This window comes from Paenibacillus ginsengarvi (genome assembly GCF_003626695.1).
GTDB classification, from domain to species: domain Bacteria; phylum Bacillota; class Bacilli; order Paenibacillales; family NBRC-103111; genus Paenibacillus_AB; species Paenibacillus_AB ginsengarvi.
This window is the reverse complement of sequence record NZ_RBAH01000040.1, coordinates 18,771-38,856: the sequence shown is the minus strand read 5'-3', so window position 1 is coordinate 38,856 and position 20,086 is coordinate 18,771. Positions and strand designations below refer to the sequence as shown.

General features: G+C 56.7%; 20 protein-coding genes. 17 read left to right on the top strand and 3 right to left on the bottom strand.

Translation table 11 applies throughout. From position 1 onward, the window contains the following. The first annotated feature begins 8 nt into the window (after nucleotides 1–8). The 7 genes from D7M11_RS33450 (at nucleotide 9) to D7M11_RS33420 (ending at nucleotide 6,985) form a co-directional block, all read left to right on the top strand. Nucleotides 9–965: a GNAT family N-acetyltransferase gene (locus D7M11_RS33450; protein WP_120751622.1), complete on the top strand. Its 957-nt coding sequence runs from the start codon at nucleotides 9–11 to the stop codon at nucleotides 963–965. Between the two features lie 33 nt (nucleotides 966–998). Next, entirely contained in the window at nucleotides 999–1,943 is a 945-nt protein-coding gene (locus tag D7M11_RS33445) for a 5,10-methylenetetrahydrofolate reductase (protein ID WP_240041425.1), read from the top strand. Nucleotides 1,944–2,105: 162 nt separating this feature from the next. Next, nucleotides 2,106–2,534: a GNAT family N-acetyltransferase gene (locus D7M11_RS33440; protein WP_120751620.1), complete on the top strand. Its 429-nt coding sequence runs from the start codon at nucleotides 2,106–2,108 to the stop codon at nucleotides 2,532–2,534. Between the two features lie 96 nt (nucleotides 2,535–2,630). Further along, nucleotides 2,631–4,391: an extracellular solute-binding protein gene (locus D7M11_RS33435; RefSeq protein ID WP_158606973.1), complete on the top strand. Its 1,761-nt coding sequence runs from the start codon at nucleotides 2,631–2,633 to the stop codon at nucleotides 4,389–4,391. A 29-nt stretch (nucleotides 4,392–4,420) separates the two neighbouring features. Further along, nucleotides 4,421–5,395, top strand: coding sequence for a phosphotransferase enzyme family protein (locus D7M11_RS33430; RefSeq protein ID WP_120751618.1), 975 nt, complete (start codon nucleotides 4,421–4,423; stop codon nucleotides 5,393–5,395). Beyond that, the gene (locus tag D7M11_RS33425) at nucleotides 5,305–6,330 is read left to right on the top strand and encodes a GNAT family N-acetyltransferase (RefSeq protein WP_120751617.1); all 1,026 of its coding nucleotides are present in this window, start codon (nucleotides 5,305–5,307) and stop codon (nucleotides 6,328–6,330) included. Before D7M11_RS33430 ends, D7M11_RS33425 begins: the two co-directional genes overlap by 91 nt. 160 nt (nucleotides 6,331–6,490) lie before the next feature. Next, nucleotides 6,491–6,985 carry a zinc ribbon domain-containing protein gene (locus D7M11_RS33420; RefSeq protein ID WP_158606972.1) on the top strand — a complete coding sequence of 165 codons (495 nt, stop codon included), beginning with the start codon at nucleotides 6,491–6,493 and terminating at the stop codon, nucleotides 6,983–6,985. 107 nt (nucleotides 6,986–7,092) lie between these two features. On the opposite strand, the gene D7M11_RS33415 is transcribed toward D7M11_RS33420, so the two are convergent. Then, nucleotides 7,093–8,442: an ABC transporter substrate-binding protein gene (locus tag D7M11_RS33415; protein ID WP_120751615.1), complete on the bottom strand. Its 1,350-nt coding sequence runs from the start codon at nucleotides 8,440–8,442 to the stop codon at nucleotides 7,093–7,095. Between the two features lie 236 nt (nucleotides 8,443–8,678). On the opposite strand from D7M11_RS33415, the gene D7M11_RS33410 reads away from it, so the two are divergent. The 3 genes from D7M11_RS33410 (at nucleotide 8,679) to D7M11_RS33400 (ending at nucleotide 12,297) form a co-directional block, all read left to right on the top strand. Next, nucleotides 8,679–9,518: an AraC family transcriptional regulator gene (locus D7M11_RS33410; RefSeq protein WP_120751614.1), complete on the top strand. Its 840-nt coding sequence runs from the start codon at nucleotides 8,679–8,681 to the stop codon at nucleotides 9,516–9,518. A gap of 75 nt (nucleotides 9,519–9,593) precedes the next feature. Further along, nucleotides 9,594–10,448, top strand: a complete 855-nt coding sequence (locus D7M11_RS33405; RefSeq protein WP_158606971.1) for an FAD-dependent oxidoreductase — start codon at nucleotides 9,594–9,596, stop codon at nucleotides 10,446–10,448. Then, on the top strand, nucleotides 10,429–12,297 hold the full coding sequence (locus D7M11_RS33400; RefSeq protein ID WP_158606970.1) for an FAD-dependent oxidoreductase: 1,869 nt from the start codon (nucleotides 10,429–10,431) through the stop codon (nucleotides 12,295–12,297). Before D7M11_RS33405 ends, D7M11_RS33400 begins: the two co-directional genes overlap by 20 nt. A gap of 367 nt (nucleotides 12,298–12,664) precedes the next feature. On the opposite strand, the gene D7M11_RS33395 is transcribed toward D7M11_RS33400, so the two are convergent. Next, nucleotides 12,665–12,895 (bottom strand): hypothetical protein, encoded by a 231-nt coding sequence (locus D7M11_RS33395; RefSeq protein ID WP_120751611.1) that lies wholly within the window; start codon nucleotides 12,893–12,895, stop codon nucleotides 12,665–12,667. Between the two features lie 160 nt (nucleotides 12,896–13,055). On the opposite strand from D7M11_RS33395, the gene lepB reads away from it, so the two are divergent. Next, complete coding sequence (lepB, locus tag D7M11_RS33390) at nucleotides 13,056–13,604, top strand: signal peptidase I (protein WP_120751610.1); 549 nt, start codon at nucleotides 13,056–13,058, stop codon at nucleotides 13,602–13,604. Between the two features lie 76 nt (nucleotides 13,605–13,680). Here lepB and D7M11_RS33385 read toward each other — a convergent pair whose 3' ends face one another. Continuing rightward, the gene (locus tag D7M11_RS33385; RefSeq protein WP_120751609.1) at nucleotides 13,681–14,559 is read right to left on the bottom strand and encodes a helix-turn-helix domain-containing protein; all 879 of its coding nucleotides are present in this window, start codon (nucleotides 14,557–14,559) and stop codon (nucleotides 13,681–13,683) included. A 128-nt stretch (nucleotides 14,560–14,687) separates the two neighbouring features. On the opposite strand from D7M11_RS33385, the gene D7M11_RS33380 reads away from it, so the two are divergent. The 6 genes from D7M11_RS33380 to D7M11_RS33355 all read left to right on the top strand — a co-directional run bounded on the left by D7M11_RS33380 (nucleotide 14,688) and on the right by D7M11_RS33355 (nucleotide 20,085). After that, on the top strand, nucleotides 14,688–15,512 hold the full coding sequence (locus tag D7M11_RS33380) for a phytanoyl-CoA dioxygenase family protein (protein WP_120751608.1): 825 nt from the start codon (nucleotides 14,688–14,690) through the stop codon (nucleotides 15,510–15,512). Between the two features lie 187 nt (nucleotides 15,513–15,699). Continuing rightward, nucleotides 15,700–16,539: an alpha/beta hydrolase gene (locus D7M11_RS33375; RefSeq protein WP_120751607.1), complete on the top strand. Its 840-nt coding sequence runs from the start codon at nucleotides 15,700–15,702 to the stop codon at nucleotides 16,537–16,539. Nucleotides 16,540–16,677: 138 nt separating this feature from the next. Next, nucleotides 16,678–17,550 (top strand): 5'-3' exonuclease, encoded by an 873-nt coding sequence (locus tag D7M11_RS33370; protein WP_240041424.1) that lies wholly within the window; start codon nucleotides 16,678–16,680, stop codon nucleotides 17,548–17,550. A 102-nt stretch (nucleotides 17,551–17,652) separates the two neighbouring features. Then, the gene (locus tag D7M11_RS33365; RefSeq protein WP_120751606.1) at nucleotides 17,653–18,123 is read left to right on the top strand and encodes a GNAT family N-acetyltransferase; all 471 of its coding nucleotides are present in this window, start codon (nucleotides 17,653–17,655) and stop codon (nucleotides 18,121–18,123) included. 233 nt (nucleotides 18,124–18,356) lie between these two features. Beyond that, nucleotides 18,357–18,884, top strand: coding sequence for a phosphatase PAP2 family protein (locus D7M11_RS33360; protein ID WP_240041423.1), 528 nt, complete (start codon nucleotides 18,357–18,359; stop codon nucleotides 18,882–18,884). A 34-nt stretch (nucleotides 18,885–18,918) separates the two neighbouring features. Beyond that, nucleotides 18,919–20,085 carry an MGDG synthase family glycosyltransferase gene (locus tag D7M11_RS33355; protein ID WP_120751605.1) on the top strand — a complete coding sequence of 389 codons (1,167 nt, stop codon included), beginning with the start codon at nucleotides 18,919–18,921 and terminating at the stop codon, nucleotides 20,083–20,085. Nucleotide 20,086: the final 1 nt, after the last annotated feature.

Here is a 20,086-nt window from a genome sequence, read left to right as displayed (position 1 = left end):
CATGCTTTGTGCCGTTCATCATACGCAGCTACACCGACGGGGATCGGGAACGAGTGATCCAGCTATCCCAGTCCGTATATGCGGGTAAAACCGGCTCGTTCTCGCTAGTCGAACAGATCGACGGGAAGCGGATACTGGCGAAGGTTGTGGCGGCCGATGCCGAAACGGGCCATATCGCCGGATATGCGCTGTTGTCCGAACAGGTTGCGCCGATGATCCGTTTGCGGCTGGAGCTTAATATGGAAGAGCCATACACGGAAGCCGCTTTGGCTCACGAGTTGTACGACAACATCGAGCAAGAGGTTGGCAGATTAGCTCCTTACGCGGTCGAAGCGAGAGTATTTGCTTCCGATCCGATAGCGATTCGATTTTTCGAGCAAAAAGGCTTTGTTTGCAATCATCGGATGGAACAGCAGAAGCTGTATGTTCCCGAGGCCAATATCGAACCGTTCGCCCACACCGAGAAGGAACTGCAGCGCGATGGAATCTGGATCGGGACATTGTCGGAAGAGCGGGCGTTGAGACCGGATTGCACGGAGGAGCTGGAGAGGCTCGTACTGGAGACGTATCCGGATTTTCCGAACGAGCTGCCGACCCGTTTCCGAACGCCGAATACGGACGCCTCCTGGCTGCACCGAACGGATTTGTTAGCGGAAGCTTTTTTTATCGCGAGGCACGGAACGCGTTATGTCGGCTACTCGCAGCTTGAGCCGGGTCCGGAAGGCTCTTCGCTAGCCCAGGGGTACACGGCGGTGAGCCAGGCGTATACCAAGCGCGGCATCGCGACAGCATTGAAAATTCGCGGTATCCAATTTGCCGCACGGCAAGGCTGCGATACCATCTACACATCAAACCGTTCGAATAACGGACCGATGGGCCGGGTGAACGCCAAGCTCGGCTGGAGGGTGTTCGAAAGCGAGATGCGGATGCAGCGAATCGTGAGTTCCGGCTGCGACTCGGAATAAGCATGCAATCATTTCATGAGGAGGACGAGGACTTTGCACACACTCCATCAAAAAATAACCGACAGGCAGCCGGGCATCGTCACGTATGGAATGACGCCGCCGAAAATAACGAATACGCCGGACAAGCTTGCGGAAATCGCGCAAAAGCAAGTCGAAAGATTGAAAGGGCTGCCCCTAGACGCCCTGCTGTTATACGACATCCAGGAAGAAGCCGATCGGGTGGAGCAGGAGCGGCCTTTTCCGTTTTTGTCCGCGGTCGATCCGAACTTGTATGGCAACACGTATTTGAAGCAGTTGGACGTGCCGAAGATCATTTACCGGTGTGCGGGCAAATATTCGGAGGCGGAGCTTTCCGCTTGGATCAAGGATGGCCCGGGCGAGGAGAAGTATGCGGTATACGTTGGCGCGTCGTCCGGCAAGCAGGCGGTCCGGCTGAGATTGTCCGAAGCTTACGAGTTAAGCAGGCGACTGAACAAGCTTTTGACGTATGGGGGCGTCGTGATCCCGGAGAGACATGCGAAGCATGGGGACGAGCATTTGCGCATTGTGAGCAAGAAAAACGACGGCTGCGCCTTTTTCGTTTCGCAGGCTACCTACCACCTGGAAGCGACCAAAAATTTGTTATCCGACTATTACTACTACTGCCGGGACAAACAGCTCGAAATGGTTCCGATCTTGTTTAACTTCGCTCCTTGCGGCTCGGTGAAAACGCTGGAGTTTATGAAATGGCTCGGGATCAGCGTCCCGAAATGGCTGGAAAACGAATTGGTACATTCCCACGACATTTTGGACAAATCGGTCCAGCTGTCCCGCGCGATTTATGAGGAACTGCTCGATTTCGGGCTGGACAAAGGCATTCCGGTCGGATGCAGCGTCGAAAGCGTCTCTACCCGTAAGGTCGAGATCGAGGCGTCCGTCGAACTGCTGAAACAATTGAAGGCGGCTACGGAAGTCCGGTTGAAGGCCGCTGGTGAATAGTACAGGAGCTGCCGGTCGGCGGCTCTTTGTCGTTGTAAATAACGAAACGGATGTTTCGCTAGTTCAATTAAAACGGAACTTGCAATGGAAGCGCACATGCGAGGAATGGTAAGGTTAAGAGAGGAACTGCGGAAAGCTACTACCGCGTTGGAGGCGATTGCGATGACACATATTCAGATGGGGAACCGGGAAGAACGAGAGTACGTGCGGAGAAAGCTTATTGAATTTAACGCCCGGCATGTGCCTGACGATCTGAGGTCGGTGTACGAGGAAATCGACCTGATGATCAAGGATGACGAAGGCAACGTGATCGGCGGGCTGTTGGGCGAGCTATGCTGGAATTGGATCGAGGTGCACATTCTTTGGGTTGATCAGGCTTACAGAGGCTCCAGGCACGGGAGTAAGCTCTTGAAGCGGATCGAGGAAATTGCCCGAGACAAGCATTGTACGTTTATTAAGCTGAATACGTTCAGCTTCCAGGCTCCCGAATTTTATTTGAAGCACGGCTACCGGGAAGTGGCTGTATTCGAAGACGCCCCGCGAGGGTTTAAGCATTACTATTTTCGCAAAGACTTGAGCGCGGGCAAATAAAAATCGAGCAACGTTAGTGCGACGAATTTGCGAAACGGCCTTCGTCTTTATAGATGAAGTCGATAAGGATGGGGTGGATCGCAGGTGGACGAACAAGTGGTAAAAAGGGCCGCGGATGGCGATACCGAGGCGTTTCGGCAAGTCGTAGAGCATTATAGCAACGCGGTGTACGGAGCAGCCTACGGGATGATCGGCGATTTTCACACGGCGCAGGATTTGACGCAGGAAGTGTTTTGGCGTTCGTTCAAGTCGCTTCCCCAATTGAAGGAGACAGCGGCTGTTGGCGGCTGGTTGTATCAAATCACCCGCAACGTATGCCTGGATCATCTTCGCAAGCTTCGGCGGCAGCCAGTGCCGCTTCAGGAAACAGCGGCGATTGCGGACAGCCGCTATGAGGAAGCCTATCGCAGCCAGCAGATCCACTCCGACGTGCGCGATGCGTTACAGACGCTGGAGGAAGAGAATCGTACGGCCATTGTGCTTCAAATGTACGGTTACAGCATGGAGGAAATCGGGTCTTTTCTAGGGCTTTCCATAAAAGCTGTAGATAGCCGCTTGAGAAGAATCAGAGTCCGCTTAAAGCGCGAGCTAATGGACGCAATGGATAAGGCTGTAAGCCGAAATCGTCTCGATGCGCCTGTTTTTGCGAAAAAGGTGGTTGGCGCCTTCCTGTTTCCCAAAATGCTGCGTTTCCCGAACCCGCAAATATCCGACGAATTGATGGAACAAGTGAAACGGCGGTTTGAAGCGGGCCATCCTGGCATGACGCTCCATATTCACACCGTACGCAATTACCATGACAAGCTGAGAAAGTATATGGCGGACGGCGAAGCGCCCGATCTGATCCTGATGAACAGCGCCCGCGGCATCGAGTACGACCGGCTGGGCTATTTGGCGGATTTACGGCCTTATATGCAGCGGGATGGAGTTGCTGCCGAGCATTTTGTAAAGCCGTTTGCGGATTTGTTGACCGTGGATAACAAAGTAATCGGTGTTCCGCTCGCCGGGGCAACGATGGCCGTTTTTTTCAACAAAGCGTGGTTTGATCGGGCCGCTCTGCCATACCCGGAGGCGGAATGGACTTGGGAGACGTTCGCGGAAACGGCGCAGACGCTTATGGCGTCGCAAGGTGACCCGAAGATGTGGAAATATGGAGCGTCCATTTATTATCACACGAACATATTGGAACCGATTGTTCTTAGCAAGGGAGGAAGGTTCATATCCCCGGACGGGACGAGGTTGAAAGGGTATTTGGATAGCCCGCAAACGATAGCTGCCTTACAGTGGGTCGCCGAGCTCATTCATATCAAGAAGGCGGCGGCCCCGATGGCGGACTACGGCTTCCGGCGGCTGTTCCGGGAAGGAAAAATCGGGATGATTGTCGACTACATCGATGCGCTGCACGGCATTGCGAACATGGAGGAGCCTTTCGGCTGCGCGCCGATGCCGAAGTTTGCGGAAGGAATCCGCGTTAACGTCGCTGGCGCCGGAGGGATCGGCATCTCTTCACGGGCTGCTTTTCCGGAGTACGCCTGGTCCTTCTTGAAGCAAATGCTGCTCGAGCGCAGCGAACTGTCCGAGCAACATGCCGCCGCCGAAATCGCCGGAACCCGCGCGTTGATCCAACAATTGGGACAAACGGACGATCCGATCCGCAAAGTATTCGTAAACGAATTACAGTATGCGGTCCCGAGTGCCGGGGCGACGAACGTATTCTGGAACAGTTATTTTTCGGGTGCGGTCAATGAACGGCTTCTCGCTATCGTGAAGAACAATGAGGATGTTGAAGAAACCTTACAATGGGCGGCCGAGACAATCGACAGCAATCTCGATAGCCTAAGCCGGCTTCGTGCCTAATTTGAAGCGAAGGGCGTGAGCACATCCACATGTTCCCGGTAACACATTCCGTTTTGTCGCAGCGCGCGCTTGCAGCCGATGTAGTCCCTTCTTATGTGAGCGCTCCGGCCGAATGCAGGCTACTCGTCAAAGGGATGAACGATACGTATCTCGTCCTGGCTGAAAGAAAGCGGTTCATCCTGCGGGTGTATCGTCACGGTCATCGCACACTCGCTGATATTCGGCATGAAATCGACTTGCTGCAGCATGTATATGAAGGCGGAGGCAAGGTTGCGGTCCCCATTGTGCGTCGAGACGGTGATTACTTGACGGAGCTATCGGCGCCGGAAGGCACCCGTTACGCGGCAATGTTTACGTATGCCCCCGGCGCTTCCCGACCTCTTACGCAAGAAATGGCTGCGTTGTACGGCAAGGCCGCAGCTGAACTTCATCGGGCGATGGAGATGTTCCGCTCTGAGCACGAGCGGTACCGGATCGATACGCGGTACTTGTTAGACGATGGGACGCCCTCGATCATTCCTCTGCTCACCCATCGCGACGAAGATCGGGCATTTGTCCAACGGCTGTGGCGCTTTCTGCGCGAGAGACTGGATACGATGTCGCCTTCCTTGAAGCAGGGGCTGTGCCACGGCGATCTGAACGGAGGCAACTGTCATATCGATGACGAAGGCCAAGTCACCTTTTTCGACTTCGATTGCGAGGGGCTTGGCTGGCAAGCTTACGATCTGGCCGTGTTCAACTGGTCCGTGAGGGATAGGCCGGACAGAGAACTCGCATTGAAGCTGTGGCAAACCTATTTGGACGCCTACGGACGCGAAATGCACATAGGCGAAGCTGACTATGCCGCCATCCCTTATTTTGTAGCCGCCCGGCAGTTGTGGCTGGTAGGGCTTCATTGCCGGCATGCCGACGAATGGACATACGGCTATTTGACCGACGCCTATTTCGACCGAAGGCTGAAACTGCTGCGGGATTTGGTTCGGGAACAAGGCTGGCCGGTATAAAAAGGAGAGAACGAACTATTACCTATACGATTCGCAATTATATCCAGGAAGACGCCGAACAAATCGGCGCTTTCGCCAAGCTGCTTGAACTGGCGTACCGCTACAATCGCGATTTCGAGCCCGCCAACATCTTTTGCGCGGTTAACGGAGAGGGCCGGATCGGCGCCGTCGGCCATCTGGAGCCGTCCGAATCGTTCGCTTTCATTGCGTCGGACGCGAAGCCCGCCGATTACGTGTACAGGCTGAGCCTTGACACGGCTTTTAACGACGAAGTTCCTGTCCCCGCAGATGTCGAAAGCCGTCTGATCGATCGGCTGCTCGAGCGGGCCCGCGAGATGAAAGCGCCGTATCCCGGCAAGCGGCTTCGCGTGTGCCGCTATTTTCGGGCGGATGATGTGGAGGATATCGATCTGTACTTGTCCAAAGGGTTCCTACACTATGACAGCCACCATATTATGCGGCGCGATCTGAACGAGCCGATCCCGGAGTACGCGCTTCCGGAAGGCGTCCGAGTTCGGCACTGGACGATGGATACGCCCGAGGAGCAGCTCCAGTACCAGCGAGCGGAGTCCCTGGCCGGAGAGGGCGATCCCCGCCATGAGGCATGGACGCTCAACCGGCTGAGATGGTACAAGGCGGGCCCGGAGTGGGATACGTTCACCGCCTTTGCGGACGGGCAGCCGATCGGAAGCGTCATGACATGGGGAATCTCGCCAAGCAGAAGCGCGACCGAAAATATATTCGTCGTACCGGCCTGGAGACGGCAGCGGATCGCCAGCCATTTGATCGCCCATGCGATGCGCTTTGTGCAAGCGCGCGGGAAGTCGGAGGTAACGCTTGGCGTATACGGGGACAACAAGCGGGCGATTGCTTTGTACAAAAGCATGGGCTACAAACTGATCTACATCAACATGGGCTACGGGTTCGACGTGTGACGAAAATACAACAACCGGCAAGGCTGTCCATGGCAGTCTTGTTTCTCTTTTTCCCCGTAGTCAATCAATTCTATTTCTGGTAGACTTGTAGTTACAGTATTCGATAAGGTACGACGTGAATATACATATTCCATTACCGATCAAGATGGAGGGAAAGACAATGAGTTTTTTTGGGAAAATGAAAGAAGGGGCAGCCAAAGCGGCGGAGAAGGCAAAAGAAACGGTCGAAGTCACCCGGCTTAACGCCCAGATCAGCTCGAAGCGGAAAGAAATCGAGAAATTGCAGATCAGCATCGGGGAATCGGTGTACCAGGCTTTTTTGGCGAGCGATCTTTCCGGCTCGGAAGAGACGGTCGTCGCACTGTGCGCGCAAATTACCGAACGGCACCAGGAGATTGCGGTCATCGAGCTGAAAATTCGGGAAATCAAAAACGAGAAAACGTGCGTATGCGGCGCCGAGCTGGCGGCCGATACGAAGTTCTGCCCGTCATGCGGCCATAAATTCGAAATTCCAGCTCCGAAGGCTGAGCTGGCGGAAGGGGACGAGGCGCCGGCTCTCGAAGAGGCGGCAGAAACGAAGCTTTGCTCCAAATGCGAAGCGAAGCTTGAGCCGGGAGACCGCTTCTGCGGATCGTGCGGCACGTCTGTTGCTTAACCGAAATGAAGGGAATGGAAAGTGAAGTCTCGCCCGGTTTTGGCGAAGGCTTCGGCATAACAACGTTTAACGCCCGCAGGCCGATCGGCTCGCGGGCGTTTTTTGCGTTATTTGCTTTTCGCTTCGGATATAGCTTTGTTGATTTTTTCTTCCGCCTGCCTTAGCATCGTGTTCACATCGGTTCCACTGCCGATCATGGCGCCGAATTCTTTGTCGAGGATCGACCCGGCGTTGACTAGCGGAGCCATTTTGACGTTTAACGCAGGGGCCGTTGCGAACTTGTTGTGGAACAGCGCTTTGAAGTTTTTGCCCTTCGCCTTGCTTTCTTCTCCCAGCGTAGCGCTTATTTTCTCATTCGTCAGGATCGTCGGGCGGCCTTCCTTGCTGGCGGCGAGTTGAACCTCGTCGGTGAGCAGCCCGGTGACGGCGAGAAACGCCTGCTCGGCTTTTTTGTTCACATTGCTCACGAAATAATAAATCGTGTTCGCCTGGAACCCGATTCCCGGCTTGTCGGAGAACGTCGGGGCGGAGACGATGTCCCAGTTGAAGTCTTTCTCGTTCTCGAACCGCCCGTACCCGGACATCGGCGCGATCACCATGGCGATGTTTTTGTCTTTATAGAAGGAGTTCAGCTCGTTGTCGCCGTTGAACGTTCCGGCCGGCTTGTTGTCCACGATATCGTAGAAGCTTTTGTACAGTTGGAACAGCTTCTGGTACTCCGGGCTGTTCACCGACGCTTTATCGCTTTTCGCGTCGATCAGGGACAACGACAGCTGATTTTCCACAATCATATTGCTGGTGAACAGCCCCATGCCGCGATAACTGATACCATCGACCTTCCGGGTCATTTGCGTGGCCAGCTTGGCTGTTTCGTCCCATGTCATTCCGTCCTTCGGATAGGCGACCCCGAATTTATCGAATATATCCTTGTTGTAGAACAGGACGACCGAATTCGTATATTTCGGAAGCCCGTAGAGCGCGCCGTTTTCCGAAGCGTTTCGGAGCGACTCGATCGTCGAGCTGTCGATGCGGGACAGATCGTATTTATGTTTTTTGACGAGGTCCGTCAGATCGTATTGGAGCTGGAACGGAATGACGTTGCTGTTCATGCCGGCGATCGAGGTAATCACGATGTCCGGCGCGTTTCCGCTCATCACCATATTGTCCAGCTTCGCCTGCGTTCCCGAGATCATATAGTTCAGCTTGTAGTTCGGATACTTCGCCTTGATCGGTGCTTCCATCGTGCGCTGGAATTCTTCTTGGGTAATGGAGGCGACAATGGAGTAGATGGTCAGCTCCGCGGCCTCGTTTTGCATTTTTGACTGAACCGGCTGTTCGTTCGGTGCCGGTTTGGCGGTGCCGGAAGAGCCGCCGGCGCATGCCGGCAGGAGCGATAAACATAAGGCTGCGGCGATCCACGGCACCCGTCCGGCCGATTTACTTTTTGTCCGATTCATCCGTTCATTCCCCCTGTATATGGATGCTGGTATACTGAAAAGGTAACCCCTTACCCCTCGGCACCTCTAATTATTGTGAAAGCGGTACCATAAGTAAATAGAGAAAAAAAAGAAAACATGGAATTTTGTTTGCCCCGATACGGATCGAACATAAATCCATATACGCCGTTTTATTTTCCATTCTAACGGTATCGCGGGGCATCTATAATAACGTTACGGAACAGGAGAGATCGATCATGGACAATGCCTTTTTCTCTCGATTTCATCCGCGGGTTATCGGCGTGCTGCGGCGTGACCGCGAGTTTTGGCTGTCCCAGTCGAAGGATGGGCGCACGGCGTCGTACGAGTCGACATCGCTTAGAAATTTCATGTTCGTCACCTGCGGTGCCGGAACGGTAACCGTAAACGGCGCCCTTCATCCGTTATCCGTCGGTTCCGTGTTTTATTTTCCATATCGCAGCAAATGTCAGGTCGCTTACACGTCGGAGCAGCCGATGCAGTTTTATTCCGTGCATTACGATTACAAGCTGATCGAATGGGACGGCAGCTCCGTCACTTGTCTCGATCCTCAGGAAAACAGCCTTCCGCTGCCGATCGTCACGCAGGTAAGCGAGATCGAGAGCTTTGCTGTGCAGATGAAACGGCTTTACGATCTATGGCAGCAAAAGGACGCGGACTACGAGTGGCAGGCGAGGCTGTTATTTCTCGGCATCGTCGACGAGGTGCGCAAGCTGTACGCGCAAAAAAACGAAGGCGATCTCGTTCGCCGGGCGATCGTCAAAACGATGGATTACATCAAGCATCACTACGCCGAGCCGCTGGAGCGGGAAGAGCTGGCGGAGGTCGCCGCGCTGTCGATGAGCTATTTTTCCGTTATGTTCAAAAAAGTAGCCGGCTGCACCCCGACGCAGTACATTACGAAAATCCGGCTCGACAAGGCGCGGCAGCTTCTGCAAACGAGCAGTCTGACCGTGTCGGAAGTGGCCCGGGAAGTAGGCTTTCAAGATCCGCTTTATTTCGCCAGAGTATTCGCAAGCCATACGGGTATGCCGCCGCGGGAGTATCGCAAAGCGTAACGGCCGCAGGCGCGGTACGGCTTTGGAACGGGCCGGCTATCCGAGCGTGCGGATCGGCATAAGGAGGTTATACCGTTGCAGTTGAATCGCACGGAATGTTCTATACTCATAGTCGGCGCTACATTTGCCGGTCTCGGGGCGGCGCTCGCCGCACTGGAGGAAAACCGCGATGTCGTTGTCGTCGAACGGACCGCTCTGGTCGGGCGGGAATTTATCGAGGCGTTTCGTCCCGGCTCGGAGTGGACGCCGCCGGTTACGAAGCTTGGGCAGTTGTTTCGGGAAGCGCTGATGCAGCGGGGGCTGATGGAGGAAGCCGGGCCGGCCCATCTTCCGGCGCTCCATCCGCTGCTCTGCTCGCTTGTGAAGGAGAACGGGCTGAAAGTCCGGTTTTTGACGGAAATCGTGGATGTGACAAGGCGCGGCGACCAGTACGAGGTAACGCTTCATGACGCTTCCGGCTGCGGCACGCTGGCCGCTGACACGATCGTGGATACGACGTCGCAGCGGCTCACATCGCCGGGGCAACCGGCCGTACCCGGGCGGAAATGGATTCGTGCATACCTGTACAATACCGATATCCGGGATGCGGTGTTGCCGGAGCAGATCGACGAGATGATGACGGTATGCAGGGGCCGTTACCGCTCCGAGGTCATCCTGCGAGTGGAGGCCGCCCCGGAGGACGGTTGGACCGAAGTGCGGCGGCGGTTGTTCGCCTATTGGCAGGCGCGGCCGGAGCGCTGGAAGCCTTGGACGATCGCCGCCGTGGCGGGAGAGTTCGAGTCGGATGTTCCTCCAGGGCCCCACGTACAAAACGACGGTCTGATCTGGCTTCCCTCGGAAGCGTATGCGAATCCGCTGAATGCGCTCGATCAGGGCTACGACTATTATAAGAAGGCGGTGGGACAACGCGATGCTGCCACTATCGAGTAAACAGGTTCCTCATAGTGTTTCGTCCGGGGCGGCGGACCGCTATGATGTTATCGTCGTCGGCCTCGGCACGGCAGGCGCCATAGCTGCGATCGCGGCGGCCAGGAAAGGGCTGAGCGTGCTCGGCATCGACCGGCATACGAGCATGGGCGGAGCCGGTACGGCCGGAGGCGTAGTCGGTTATTATTTCGGCACGCGGGGCGGACTGTACGAGGAGATCGACGCGAAGGTCCCGGCGACGGAGAAGGACGTATTCACCCCTGCGTTCGGCGTTAATGTCGAAGGCAAGCAATACGTATTCGAGCGGGAGGCGGCGCTGGCCGGAGTCGATATTCGCTACGAAACGACGGTGCTCGGCGTGAAGCTGGAAGGCCGGACGGTCACCGGTCTGGAAGTCTTCTCGGCCCGGCGGGGGCGGTACGCCGTCGCAAGCGGCGTCGTGATCGACTGCACGGGCAATGCGGACATTTGCCGGCTCGCCGGCTGCGAGCTGCGCGGCGGCCGCGAGTTCGACGGCCAGCCCCAGCCGTTCTCGAACGCTTTGTTCGGATTCGATAAAGACCGGGTCCGCGCCTTCTATACCGATTCGGGATACGTATTCCCGGAAAATCCGGACAGCATGTCGGCGGCGATCGTCAATTCCGCGCTGCTCTCCACGCATTTGAAGGAACAATATAACGAGGAGAATCGGTTCATGCGGATCGCACCGCAGCTCGGGGTGCGCGAGAGCCAGTTCATCGTCGGCGAGGACAACGTGACGCTTGACCGGTTTTTACAAGAGGGTTATTCCCGCGAACCGCTCTTCATGGCGTATTCCAATCTCGATAACCACAGCAAGGACGTCGCCTTCGAAAGCGGGCTGCAGCGGGACTGGACGGTGGCGGCAAGCTTGTGGGGGCTGAAGTTCACTGTGCCGATTCCGCTCGGGGCGCTCATCCCGCGGGGCTATGACGGACTTCTAGCTGCGGGGCGCTGTCTCGCGGTCGATCACGATATGGCCTCGTGCGTACGGATGAAACGGGATATGCAAAAATGCGGGGAGGCCGCGGCCTATGCCGCTTACCTCGCCGTAACGAAGAAGGTCCGGCTGAAGGAGGTGCCGTATGCGGAGCTATCGCAACTGCTTCGCGAATCCGGCTGCCTGTCGGAGCGGGACGAGGTGTATTTCGAGCACAGAGTGGCCCACGGGGAGCAGCAGAGCGGACCGATTCGCTGGATGAGCGATATCCGCGAAATCCGCGAAGCACTGTCCGGCACGAAGCCGGGCGTGGCGATCTGGTCCGCGAAGTTGCTGGGCGAAGCGATCCGTCCGAAGCTGCTCGGGTGGATGGACCGAAGCGAGCCGGAGCATTTGCGCAAGCACAGCGCGATGGCGCTGGCGCTGATGGGGGCTGCGGAAGCCGCGCCCGTGCTGAGGGAAATGGCGCGGGAGCGGGACCCGTTCGTGCCGCTCACGAGCCTCAAGTATAATCAGGCGCGCGGCTATGCGGCGGTTTATTTGCTCGGCAGGCTGGCGGACCGGGAGGCGATTCCCGAGCTGATCGCGCTGCTGCGGACGCGGGAAGGCTTTTCGTTTATCGACGCCAATCGAGAATTTTTGTCCGACGAGACCGATCTGCGCTTCCAGTACGTCTCTTATGCGCTTATGGCGTTAGCCGCGATCGGCGACCGCCACGAGGATGCGCGGCCCGTGATCGCCGAGGCATTCGAGCAGTATAGGCAACAGCTAGACGGCTCTCTGGTCATTTCGTTCAAAGGCAGCTCGGAAATCCGCAACGTGATGGACGATAAAATCCGGCTGCTTATCGGCAAGACGCTTCAGCGTTGGGGGACTCCCGTTTTGAAGTCCTGATGGGCACGGCTCTGCGTTAGCGATGGGAGTTTATCCGTCGCCTGCGCAGAGTTTTTTTCTGCTGTGGTACCGGCTGTGCTTGGAGTATGATTGCTGGCGGGCGCCGGAAAGTAAGAGTCTTTCGAGCGCGTTATATCGGCCGGAATAGGGAGTGGCTTGGAGATAGCAGCTTGTAGGGGCTTTTATTTGGTGCCGAAATCCTGCTGCGAGGTTATTGTGCCGGGAATAAGAGTCTCCAGAACACTCTATTTCTTCAGAAAGACTGCTTTTGACAAAATAGAAGTCCCGAAAGACCGCTATCGCTATGACTCTGTAGCCCTTCGCGTGCAGCAGCATGCCCAAACCCGCCCAAGCTGACGCAGCAGCTTCAGCGTTTTCTGGGCCTAAGCGTGATGATGCCCTCAGCATCGTTATCGTCACCGGTTGGCCGGATCAGGCGGCCTACGTCCGGCGGATGCTGGATTTCGGCGTAGTTGCGTTCAATATCGGCGCGGATCGATTCGAGCAGATGCAGGGCATAGCTTCTATCGTCGTCGCCGGGAATCCGGCGGAGCAGCTCTTCAAGCCGCTTCATTCGCGTTTCCGTAACGAATCTCATAGTCTCGGTCTCCTTACTTGGCAGCTGATCCTATACCATTCGGGGGGCCCCGGCCATTTGGCGCCGCTGCACCCGAGCATTTCCAGCAGTTCGTAGATTTGAACTGAAGCCGGAAATTAGGTACGATAGCTAAAAAGGCGGTAGCGGAGGGATCAAACGCATGAAAATAGGAAGAGAGATTTGGAGCTGGGTCCGGTCGATCGGCATTGCCTTCGTTTTTTCACTATTGATCGGCGTCTTCGTGTTTCAACCTTTTAAGGTGGAAGGGCATTCGATGGACCCGACGCTGCACGACCGGCAGCGGATGTATGTGTCCAAGCTGTCTCATACGCTTTCCTATTTACCGTCGTACGGAGATATCGTCGTCATCGACAGCCGCGTCGGCCGCGCGCGGTCGGTTGTGGACGACCTGCTGGATAACCCGCTCGTCAGCCTGTTCTCGGGCGATCAAGGCCGCATTTTTTATGTGAAAAGAGTGATCGGCAAGCCTGGCGACCTGATCGAAATCAAGGACGGCCAGCTGTACCGGAACGGGGAACAGCTAAACGAGCCGTACATCAAGGAAGAGATGAATATGACGGCAGCCCGCGGCTGGAACGTGCCGGACGGCCATCTATTCGTCATGGGAGACAACCGGAACAACAGCAGAGACAGCCGGGATATCGGATTTGTTCCGCTCGATCACGTGCTCGGAGAGAAGCTGTTCTAAATGCGTTTGGCTGAAAAAAGGATGCGAAAACGTACAAGCTACCTCAAAATGCCGCTATATGCGGCATTTTGCCGTTCTACGGCTCGTCCGCGTTTGCGCCGTGCTGGCGGAACTGCCCCGGCGTCAGCCCGGTTTCTTTTTTGAACTGATGGCTCAAGTAGTGGACGCTCGTATACCCGAGCTTCTCGGCAAGCGACTCGGGCTTCTCCCCCCGCAGCAGCCCTTGCTTCGTTTGCCGGATTCGCTCCGCGATTAAATACGCCTTCGGATTTTTGCCGAGCTCCCGGCGAAAAACGTCGGTGAAGTAGCTCGGGTTGTAGCCGCACAGACGGGCAAGCTCCGATACGGTCCAGCTTCGGCCCGGCTGCTCGCGCATGGCGTCGAGCGCGGGCGCGATCCGGCTTTTTTCCGCCTCCTGCGGACTTTGGTCCGTGAGCTGCCGGATGATCGAGCCGAGCAGCTCCATGAGCAGCGCCCGGAGCATAACCGGGAAGCCGGGACGCTCCTGGCGGTACTCGTTCACGATCCGCATCAGCAAAGGCTCTTGGCCGTGCGCCGTAAAGCGGTGCGGAACGGATACCTCGCCATACCCGGGCAAGCTGATCGCGTATGCGGCGGCTGGCAGGGAAACGTCCAGGACCCGGTAATCGCGAATACGGGGAGCGGGATGGATCGGAACCGGGGAACCCGCATTCCACGAGAAATGCAAGCTGAAGTAGTCGGTCCCGGCCTCTGCGGACAGCAGATGGGGACAGTCCGGGCCATAAAACAGAAAATCGCCCGCGGCAGCCTCGAATCGTTCGGAGCCGAGCAGCAGCGCCGCATGGCCGGAGGCGACATAATACATCTGATAGTCCGGTATAAGCCGCGGTCCCCACTGGGCTTTGTAATCCGTCGCCGCCCTGCTCGCAAAATTGACGGTTGGAGTCATCTCGTGCCAATCCCCGATCAACAAATAGCCAGCCTCCCGCCCGATCTGGAAAAAATGCAATAAAGTCGTGGAACAAATGCAAATACTCGCCGCTTCCGATGCCTTAAGCTTAAAGCGTAAACGATTCCATGTAAAGAAGGGGCGGGAAGCCGATGCTTAGCGAGGGGCAGATCAAGGAGTTCGATACGAACGGTTTTTTAAAGGGCGGGGTTGTGCTCGGAGAAGACGAGGTGGAGACGCTCCGCGAAGAGCTGGAGAAGGTGATGGACGGCAGGTCGGTGAAGCGGCCGGTGCTGAATCGCAATATGCGCGAGTCGGAGTCGAAGCTGTACGACAATATGAAGATGAGCGTGGACGAGAAGGTCGTACAGGTCGTCAACATATGGATGGCGAGCGACGCATTTTACCGTCATGCTTGCCACTCGGTCATAACCGAGGAGATCGCCCAACTGTGCCGGACCGATACGCTGCGGATTTGGCATGATCAGGTGCAGTACAAACCCCCGCTGTCCGGAGGGCCGACCGGCTGGCATCAGGATCATCCGCTCTGGCCGATCATTCAACCCGCCGAGCTTGTGAGCGCGTGGGTAGCGCTCGACGACGCGGTAATCGAGAACGGCTGCATGTGGATGGTGCCCGGCAGTCACAAATGGGGCAATCAGATGAAAAATATGGCGACCACGCCGGAGTTCAAGCCGTATGCGAAAGATCCCGGACAGCTTCCGGAAGGCGCGGCCGTAGAAGCCGTTCCGTTCGAGATCAAGAAAGGGCAGGTCGGCTATCATCACTGTTTGACGTGGCACGGCAGTCCGCACAACCGCTCGACGATGAAGCGCAGGGCGATCGCCGTCCACTACATGCCGGGTTATACGCGGTATGAGCCTGCCGGCGGCCATGTCATGAACGACTATGTAGAAGTCGGCCCCGGCGATATTTTGGCGGGCGAGCATTTTCCCGTCGTTTATCGCAAAGTTTGATTGTTACCGGTCACGAAAGACGAAGCGCTGCCTCAGAGGGGGAGAACTTCGTCTTTTTTTCGGCGGATGCAAACATTTTCCGTCAAAATCGCGCCTCGAAACGCTTGCATACGAACAAATATTCCGTTAAGTTGGTAGTAGTGGTTCAAATCTATTATTTGGCAATCCGGGAAGGTGAGAGAGAGTCATGCAGCAAGTGGTAACGGAATACAAGGACGTGGCGTACGGTCCGCACGAGCGTAATGTACTGGACGCTTACTTAGTCGGAAGCGAGGAAGCGCCCGCTCCGGCCGTAATCTTTTTTCACGGGGGCGGTTACGTAGGCGGAGACAAAGGCGGGGTTGTCAGCACGAAGCTGATGCAGGAATGCCTAGCAGCGGGTATCTCCGTCCTGTCGGCCAATTACCGGTTCATACAGAAACATCCGTTCCCGGCCCCGATGGAGGACGGTACCCGGGCGATCCAGTTCGTCCGGCACATGGCGGCGCAGTGGCATATCGATCCGGCGCGGATCGCGTCGAGCGGATCGTCCGCAGGCGGGCATATAGCCTTGTGGAACGCCCTGCAAGGCAGTTTGGCTAAGCTTGACAGCCAAGACCCTGTGGAGCGCGAGTCGAGCGAGGTGACCGCTTTTGTCGGCTTCGGCACCCAGGTGTCCAAAGACCAGCGGTTTTACGAGGGGATCTACGAAGGGCCGCATATTCAGCCGAATCTGGCTATGTTCTACGGCGTCGATTCCGTCGAGGAGCTGTACCGGCCAGAGGGACTGAAGCTGATGGAGCGGGCATCGGCGATTACGTACATGTCGGACAAAGCGCCGCCGCTGCTTATGCAGTACGAATTCGAGCTCGATCTGCCGCGTATTCCGGCGGAAGCGCCGGTCAGCGAAGTGATCCATCATCCGATGCATGCTTATGTGCTCAAGCAAAGGTATGATGCGCTAGGCAAAACGTTCGTCTTGCGGCATAAAGCCGATCCGCTTCGCCCGGGCGAGCTGGCGCGTTTCGTGCTGGACAGCTTCAAGTAGCGCATAGCTTATCCGGTCTTGTAAAGGAATTATATTTCATACATACGTGCAAGCTGTGGAATGTTTATCCGCAGCTTGCGCAACTATGTTATAATGTCAAAGCGATACTATGCTGGAAGACAGAAGGAGATTTGCGAGATGAGCGACCGCCGCACCGTTCTGCTAGTAGACGGCATGGCGCTATTATTCCGCGCCTATTATGCCAGCGCCTATAGCGGATATATCAAAAGAACAAGCGCCGGCCTGCCTACAAATGCAGTGCACGGCTTCGTCAAATATTTGCTCGATGCCGTCAACCGGTTTAAGCCAACGCACGTCGTATGCTGTTGGGATATGGGGAGCACGACGTTCCGCACTGAGATGTACGGGGACTACAAAGGGAACCGCGAGGCCCCTCCGGAAGATTTGATCCCCCAGTTCGACCTGGTCAAGGTAGTTGTCGACAGCTTCGGGGTGCCGAACGTTGGACTACGAGGTTACGAGGCGGATGATTGCATGGGCACGCTGGCCGAGCGTTATGCGTCCGAACAGGCACATGTATTCGTGCTGACCGGCGATCACGACCTGCTCCAGATCGTTGCTCAGCGGGTTCATGTCGTCATTATGAAGAAGGGCGCCTCCAATTACGCCGTCTACGACGAAGCGGGATTGCTTGAGGAGCGGGGGCTGACGCCGCGGCAGGTGATTGAACTGAAAGGGCTGACCGGCGATACGAGCGACAACTATCCCGGCGTCAAAGGGATCGGGGAGAAAACGGCGATGAAGCTGCTGAGCGAATTCGGCGACATCGACGGCATTTTGGCCGCGCTGGACTCGGTATCCGCAAGCGTGCGCAAGAAGATCGAGGCTTCGCTCGATATGCTGCACCTGTCCCGCGATCTGGCTACGATCCGCTGCGACGTTCCGATCGAATGCCCGCTGGACGGCTGTGTCTGGTCGCCGGATTTCCACCGGCTGCGCGAGAAGTTCGAGGAGCTGGAGTTCAAGGGACTGGCGCAGCAGATCGGCTGATGCTCCCGCGGCCCACAATCGCCGGCTCCGGCTGCAAGCCGCGGGGCGCGCTGCACAACTTTTTTACCGAAAACTACATAACCAGATGCTGGAGGGTTAACTATGCCGGATATGCTCGTGAAACTGTATGAATTGCCTGAAAAAACGACGATTATCAACAAGCTGGCCGAGGAAGGAATCGTCATCCGCCGCGGACTGGCGCCGGAGAAGCATATTGTGAAGGAATGGGTAAGCGGCACGTTCAGTAAGCACTGGGAGAGCGAAGTAGACGTGGCGTTTTCCCGTTCCCCGGTTTCGTGTTTTATCGCAACCCAGGACGGCAAAATCGTCGGCTTCGGCTGTTATGAAGCTACTTGCAAAAACTATTTCGGCCCGACCGGCGTCGATCCAGCCATGCGGGGCAAGGGGGTTGGCAAAGCGCTGCTGCTTGCCTGCATGCACGGCTTGTACGACGAAGGCTACGCCTATGCGATTATCGGCGGCGCGGGTCCGACGGAATTTTACAACAAAACGGTCGGCGCGATTCCGATCGAGGGCTCGGTGCCGGGCGTATACAAGGGCATGCTGAAATAGGACTAGCGAAAGCAGCGCCTTTGCTGCCAAACGGCCTGTGACAAGAAGGGGAAAATGCCCCTTCTTTTTTTGCGTACAGATGTCCTTCTGTCCGGGGGAACGTTCATGCCCGACTTAGGACGTGGAACAAAACCGACTAATAGACTGGTTTCCATCCCTACCGGTTTCCGCTATGATAAAGATATAGATACAGACACAGACAGAGCAGTTATTTGCAGGAAGGAGGCCTAGTAGTGGCCAAACGATTGTATCCGTACTTGCGGGAATGGGACAGCCGGTTGTTTCGCTGGTGCAACCGCTCGATCCGTCATGCCGCGTTGGACCGCATGTTCGGATGGCTGACGCATCTGGGGGGAGCCCTATTCACGATCTCCTTCGTACTGGCGACCGTCCTGTTCGCCTCGGAGCCGTGGAGAAGCGTCGGCTGGAAAAGCCTTGTTTCGCTGGCCGTCAGCCATGCCGCTGTAGCCATTATCAAAAGAAAAGTGGACCGGACCCGGCCGTATATGGCGCTAAGCGAGGTGATCACCGGCCCGAAGCCGCTAAAAGATCCTTCCTTTCCGTCCGGTCATACGACCGCTGTTTTTTCGATTTTCGTACCGTTTGCCCTTGCCTCGGTTTGGCTGTCTCTGCTCGTCATTCCGATGGCGGCTACGGTAGGCATGTCGCGCATGTACCTCGGGCTTCATTATCCTTCGGATTGCTTGGCCGGCTGCCTGATCGGCACCGGCGTATCGATAGTAGCCGCCGCCGTCCTATGAGGGGAATGGCGATAACGGCGAGGAGGAGCGGACGATGCGGCAACGAAACGGAGCGATTGTCATCTTGTGCGCCGGTTACGGCGACGGGCATGTGCAAGTATCGAGAACGCTGAAGCGCAAGTTCGGCGAGCTTGGCTTCGGCAATGTGCGGATCGTCGATCTGTTCCGCGAGGCGCATCCGGCGATGGACGCATTCTCGAAGTTTTTGTACGCCCGGAGCCCGGCTTGGTCGGAGCTTGGTCTCGATTACTACGGCTGGAGCTATTACCTCACCCGCGATATGAAGACGGGCGGCATGATGTCCAAATGGCTCGGCACGTTCGGCCTGCATAAATTGACGGAGGTGCTGGACGGGGACCGCCCGCTTGCGCTCATCAGCACGTTTCCGTTCAGCGGCGTGTTCGAGCATGTCCGCCGGAGCGGCATTGCGGTTCCGACGTTTACCGTCATAACCGACTTTACACTGCATAACCGGTGGCTGAGCTCGACCCCGGACCACTTCTTCGCCGCAACCGAGGATTTGAAGCGGGCGATGATGGAGCGGGGCGTTCCCGGGAGGCGCATTACGGTGACCGGCATCCCGATTCGCGATGCGTTCTATGAGACTGGAGAGGCGGCCGAGAAACCGACGAGCAGCGGCGGCAATGTGCTGATTATGGCCGGCGCGTTCGGGGTGCTGCGCGATATCCGTTCGATGGCGGCGCGGGTGCTCGAGCTTGGCGAAGCGAGCGTTACGATTGTTTGCGGCCGCAACGAGCCGCTAAAACGCGAGTTGGAAGCATGGTTCGGCGCTGAACGGCGAGTCGCCGTTTACGGGTATGTCGAGCGGGTCGACGAGCTGATGCGATACGCCTCGTGCATGATTACGAAGGCGGGGGGCGTTACATTGGCCGAGGCGATTCAGATCGGTATTCCCACGCTCATCTACAAGCCGTTTTCCGGGCAGGAGAAGGAGAATGCCATCTATCTCGAGCAGCAAGGCTTTGCCCGCATAACGTACAATATGAATCAGCTCGCGGACCAGGTCAACCTTATGCTGGAGCGCGGCCGGATGGGGTGGCCGCGGACGAACATCCGGCCGCCGGGAAAAGCTGCGGGCGACATTGCCGACCGCGTCATACGCTCGATCGGCGCATCGATTGCCGAGCCCGTTCCCGCCGGCGCTTCATTCGATCCCCATTCAGGCTGGAGGCCCAAGTAAA

What these genes read in the sequence shown, in the direction of transcription:
- D7M11_RS33440 (WP_120751620.1), top strand. Translation starts at nt 2,106, where the DNA reads ATGACACATATTCAGATGGGGAACCGGGAAGAACGAGAGTACGTGCGG.
- D7M11_RS33430 (WP_120751618.1), top strand. Translation starts at nt 4,421, where the DNA reads ATGTTCCCGGTAACACATTCCGTTTTGTCGCAGCGCGCGCTTGCAGCC.
- D7M11_RS33425 (WP_120751617.1), top strand. Translation starts at nt 5,305, where the DNA reads ATGGACATACGGCTATTTGACCGACGCCTATTTCGACCGAAGGCTGAA.
- D7M11_RS33420 (WP_158606972.1), top strand. Translation starts at nt 6,491, where the DNA reads ATGAGTTTTTTTGGGAAAATGAAAGAAGGGGCAGCCAAAGCGGCGGAG.
- D7M11_RS33415 (WP_120751615.1), bottom strand. Translation starts at nt 8,442, where the DNA reads ATGAATCGGACAAAAAGTAAATCGGCCGGACGGGTGCCGTGGATCGCC.
- D7M11_RS33410 (WP_120751614.1), top strand. Translation starts at nt 8,679, where the DNA reads ATGGACAATGCCTTTTTCTCTCGATTTCATCCGCGGGTTATCGGCGTG.
- D7M11_RS33400 (WP_158606970.1), top strand. Translation starts at nt 10,429, where the DNA reads ATGCTGCCACTATCGAGTAAACAGGTTCCTCATAGTGTTTCGTCCGGG.
- D7M11_RS33395 (WP_120751611.1), bottom strand. Translation starts at nt 12,895, where the DNA reads ATGAGATTCGTTACGGAAACGCGAATGAAGCGGCTTGAAGAGCTGCTC.
- lepB (WP_120751610.1), top strand. Translation starts at nt 13,056, where the DNA reads ATGAAAATAGGAAGAGAGATTTGGAGCTGGGTCCGGTCGATCGGCATT.
- D7M11_RS33380 (WP_120751608.1), top strand. Translation starts at nt 14,688, where the DNA reads ATGCTTAGCGAGGGGCAGATCAAGGAGTTCGATACGAACGGTTTTTTA.
- D7M11_RS33375 (WP_120751607.1), top strand. Translation starts at nt 15,700, where the DNA reads ATGCAGCAAGTGGTAACGGAATACAAGGACGTGGCGTACGGTCCGCAC.
- D7M11_RS33370 (WP_240041424.1), top strand. Translation starts at nt 16,678, where the DNA reads ATGAGCGACCGCCGCACCGTTCTGCTAGTAGACGGCATGGCGCTATTA.
- D7M11_RS33365 (WP_120751606.1), top strand. Translation starts at nt 17,653, where the DNA reads ATGCCGGATATGCTCGTGAAACTGTATGAATTGCCTGAAAAAACGACG.
- D7M11_RS33355 (WP_120751605.1), top strand. Translation starts at nt 18,919, where the DNA reads ATGCGGCAACGAAACGGAGCGATTGTCATCTTGTGCGCCGGTTACGGC.